The organism is Methylobacterium sp. CCH5-D2, from assembly GCF_001556475.1.
GTDB classification, from domain to species: domain Bacteria; phylum Pseudomonadota; class Alphaproteobacteria; order Rhizobiales; family Beijerinckiaceae; genus Methylobacterium; species Methylobacterium hispanicum.
In genome coordinates this window covers 1-3,930 of sequence record NZ_LSIX01000053.1, presented here as the reverse complement: position 1 = coordinate 3,930, position 3,930 = coordinate 1, and the positions used below count along the sequence as shown (strand labels likewise).

3 protein-coding genes are annotated in these 3,930 nt (G+C 74.3%); 1 reads left to right on the top strand and 2 read right to left on the bottom strand.

The features are described from left to right. Positions 1-188: 188 nt before the first annotated feature. Positions 189-1,436 (bottom strand): deoxyguanosinetriphosphate triphosphohydrolase, encoded by a 1,248-nt coding sequence (locus tag AX737_RS01250; RefSeq protein ID WP_066918343.1) that lies wholly within the window; start codon positions 1,434-1,436, stop codon positions 189-191. Between the two features lie 191 nt (positions 1,437-1,627). Between AX737_RS01250 and AX737_RS01245 the strand changes: the two genes are divergently transcribed. Further along, positions 1,628-1,954, top strand: a complete 327-nt coding sequence (locus AX737_RS01245; RefSeq protein ID WP_066918341.1) for an iron-sulfur cluster assembly accessory protein — start codon at positions 1,628-1,630, stop codon at positions 1,952-1,954. A gap of 169 nt (positions 1,955-2,123) precedes the next feature. On the opposite strand, the gene AX737_RS01240 is transcribed toward AX737_RS01245, so the two are convergent. Continuing rightward, positions 2,124-3,930, bottom strand: a 1,807-nt coding sequence (locus AX737_RS01240; protein ID WP_197430414.1) for a translocation/assembly module TamB domain-containing protein, incomplete at its 5' end; no start/stop codon positions are given.

Below are 3,930 nucleotides of genomic sequence, written 5' to 3'. Positions count from 1 at the left end.
CCTCGCGGCGGGCACGCTCGCGGCCGGCAGCTACGGCTACGGCGCGCCCTATTACGGCACGAACGGCTACGGCTCCTACGGCTACGCCCCGGTCGGCTACAGCTACCCGTCCTACGGCTACGCCGCCCCCGCCTACGGCTACAGCGCCGGCTGCGGCTGCTGGTAGGCGCGCACCCGCTCGCCCGGCCTCAGGGCTCGGCGAGCGGCAGGCCGCGGCTCGGCGGGGACCAGTGCAGGTCCGGCGTCGAGCGGAAGAGGCTCCGGTGGGCGAGCACCGCGTAGGTGTCGGTCATGCCGGCGATGTAGTCGCTGATCCGCCGCGCCACCCGGGCCTCGGAGGCGTCGCTCAGCCCCGCGCTCCACTCCTCGGGCATCCGGGCCGGGTCGGCCGAGAAGGCCGCGAACAGGTCGGCCACGATGGCGTTCGCCTTGGCGCGCACCGCCATCACCCCGGGATGGCGGTACATCCGCGCGTAGAGGAAGCGCTTGATGTCGGCATCCGCCGCCGCGATCGCCGGCGAGAAGGCGATGACCGGCGCGCCCGCCGCGCGGATGTCCTCCACGCTCGCGGGCGCCAGCGCCGCGATGCGCCGCTCTCCCTGCCCGATCAGGTCCTCGACGAAGCGGGTGATCACCCGCCGGGCCAGTTCGTGGATCTTGCGCGAGGTCTCGAGGTTCGGGTGGAGCCCGTCGATCTCGTCGAGGAGATCCTTGAGGAAGGGTACCGCCGCCAGATCGGCGAGGTCGAAGAGGCCGGCCCGCAGGCCGTCGTCGAGGTCGTGGCTGTCGTAGGCGATGTCGTCGGCGAGCGCCGCGACCTGCGCCTCCGGCCCGGCATGGTTGGCGAGTTCCAGCGGGTAGAGCGCGTCGAATTCGAGGATCGCTGCCGGGATGCCGGCTTGCCTGTAGCGCGGCGTCGGGGTGCCGTCGGCCTCCAGCAGCGGGCCGTTGTGCTTGACCAGACCCTCCAGCGTCTCCCAGGCGAGGTTGAGACCGTCGAAGCCGGCGTAGCGCCGCTCCAGCCGCGTCACGATGCGCAGCGCCTGGGCGTTGTGGTCGAACCCGCCGTAGGGCGCCATGCAGGCGTCGAGCGCGTCCTCGCCCGTGTGGCCGAAGCAGGTGTGGCCGAGGTCGTGGGAGAGCGCCAACGCCTCGGCCAGATCCTCGTCGAGGCCGAGCGCCCGGGCGAGCGCCCGGGCGATCTGGCTGACCTCCAGGGTGTGGGTGAGGCGCGTGCGGTAATGGTCGCCCTCGTGGTGCACGAAGACCTGGGTCTTGTGCTTGAGCCGCCGGAAGGCGGTGGCGTGCACGATGCGGTCGCGGTCGCGCTGGAAGGCGCTGCGGGTCGGCGAGGCCGGCTCGGGGATCAGCCGACCGCGCGTGCAGGCCGGATCGGTGGCGTAGGGCGCGCGCCAGCGCTCACCGGGTGGCCGCACGCACCGTCCTCCGCCGCGATACCCGCCTCCGCCGCGATACCCGCATGACGCCTCTTCCGAGCTCCCCTGCCCTGCCGCCGCGTTGCGGGGCCCGTCCGTCGCCCATATCTTGTGGGCCGGAGGGCGCCCGGCAATCGTCGGCCGCCCGCTTACCCACAAGGCCTTCCGGTAGATCCATGTCCGATGCATCCATGGCCGAGATCACCCTGACCCCCCGCGCCGCCCGGCGCATCAACGAGATCATGGGCGCCGAGCCGGCCGGCTCCGTGCTGCGCATCAGCGTCAACGGCGGCGGCTGCTCGGGCTTCTCCTACGCCTTCGACATCGCCCGCGACCGCGTCGACCAGGACGTGGCGGTGGAGCGCGACGGCGCGACCGTGGTGATCGATCCGGTCTCGCTCGAGTACATGAGTGGCTCGACCATCGATTTCGTGAACGACCTGATCGGCCAGTCCTTCAAGATCGTGAACCCGCAGGCCACGGCCTCCTGCGGCTGCGGCACGTCGTTCTCGATCTAAGGTCCGGGGATCCCCAAGGGCCTCAGGCCCTTGGGCGGGGTCCCGGGGCGCGCAGCCCCGGATTGGTCTCCTCCCCCGGCAGAGCCGGGGGAGGAGACCAACAGCAGGGCTCTGCCCTGCACCCGCCAAAGGTCTCGACCTTTGGAATCCGGGATTTCGGCCCGGTGCCCTACCACTCCCACTCGGCGCCGACGCCGAGGCTGGTGCGGCCGTCGCTGCCGGCCTCGCCCTGGACCTTCACCCGGCGCGTCACGTCGTAGTTGATCACCGCGCCCGTGTCGGCGGGCTTGGCGCCGGCCTTCACGCCGACGCTGAGCCGGTCCGAGAGGTAGCGCGAGGCGCCGACCGCCGGGCCGCCGCTGGTGCCGGTCGAGACGTCGAGGCTGTCGAGGCCGAGCCCCTTGCGGGCCGCCTCGAACACGTCCGGGCCCCCCGCCCCGCCGGAGAGCTGCGACACGGCCTGGGCCAGCTGCAGCGCCTGGAACGGCGACAGGCTGCCCGAGGCCTTCTTGAAGAGGAGCCGCGACAGCACCTCGTCCTGCGGCAGGGTCGGGTCCGACGAGATCTCGAAGGCGGGCTGGTTGGCCGGGCCCGTCACCGCGATGCGGGCCGTGATGTCGGTGGCCTTGGTCTCGGCCAGGAAGTCGAGGTCCGGCCGGGTCAATTCGCCCCCGAAGGTCAGGCGCCCGCGGGTGAAGTCGAGGCGCTGGCCGATGATCTGCAGCCGCCCGCGGCGCATCTCGAAGGCGCCGGTCGCCCCTGGATCCCGCGAGGAGCCGGTGACGCGCAAGCTCCCGCCGAGCTCGGCGTCGATGCCGCGGCCCCGCACGAAGATGCGGTTCGGCGCCTCCACGCGCACGTCGAGGGTGGCGTCGAAGGGCGCCGCGGCCCGGCCCCGCTTGCCCGCGGCGGGCTGGCGCACCTGCGGCCGGCTGGCGAGGCGGGCCCGCACCTCCGGCGTGGTGTTGACCCGCCGCGTGCCCGGCAGCGGCTTCACGGTCGCGGGGAGGCGGTCGGGCACCGAGACCTCGACCGAGGCGAGATCGACCCGGCCGGTGATGGTCGGCCGCTGCGCCAGCGGTCCGCTCAAGGAGAGGTCGAGCCCCGCCACCGCGGTGACGAGGGGGCTCGATACCAGCTCGGCGTTGCGCCCGGCGATGCGAAGGCTGCCCGGGAAGCCCCGGGCCGGCTCCAGCGCGACGCGGCCCTCGGCGCTGAGCGTGCCGCCGTTGCGGGTCGCGGCAGTCAGGCGTTCCAGCACGATCGTGTCGCCGCGCCCGACCGCCCGACCCTGGATGTCGGTGAGACGGATGCCCTGGAGCGGGTCGGTGAAGCTGCCGCCCGAGAGCGTCGCCGCGCCCTCGGCCCGGGGCGCGGCCGGCGTGCCGCCGACCCGGGCATCGATCGCCACGCGCCCGCCGACCCGCTGCCCGGTGGCGCTGAGCAGGCTGTTGGCGAGCGCCGCGTCGAGGGTGCCGCGGGCGGTGAGCGCCAGGGCCTCGTCGGGATCGACCGGCAGCGAGCCGCCGAGCGCGAGGTCCGCGCCGCGGCCCGCGCTGACCCGGCCGTCAATGCCGATCCGGCCGTCACTGAGGGTGCCGGAGGCGCGCGCCTCGACCGGCGGCAGGCCGGCCCGGCGGGTCTCGGGCGTCACCACCCGGGCGAGGTTCAGGCTGTAGCGGCCGCTCGGCCGCTCCGGCGTGCCGGCGAGGTCGGCCTCGCCGTCGAGGGTGCCGGAGATCTGGAGCTTCGGGCTGGCGATCCGGGCGAGCGCCAGCGGCAGGGCCTTGATGCCAACCTTCAGGTCGAGGGCGTCGCGGCCCGCCCGGCCGGCGAGCGAGAGGCGACCCGAGCCCGCCGCCACCGCGAGGCTGTCCACCGCGACCGCGCCGTCCGCGAAGGTGAGCGTGGCGGGCACGGCGAGCGCCAGCCGGTCGGCCCCGCGCGCCGCGCTGAAGCGGGCGAGAGCCTCGACA

Coding starts and splice junctions, on each gene's coding strand:
- AX737_RS01245 (WP_066918341.1), top strand. CDS start 1,628: ATGGCCGAGATCACCCTGACCCCCCGCGCCGCCCGGCGCATCAACGAG.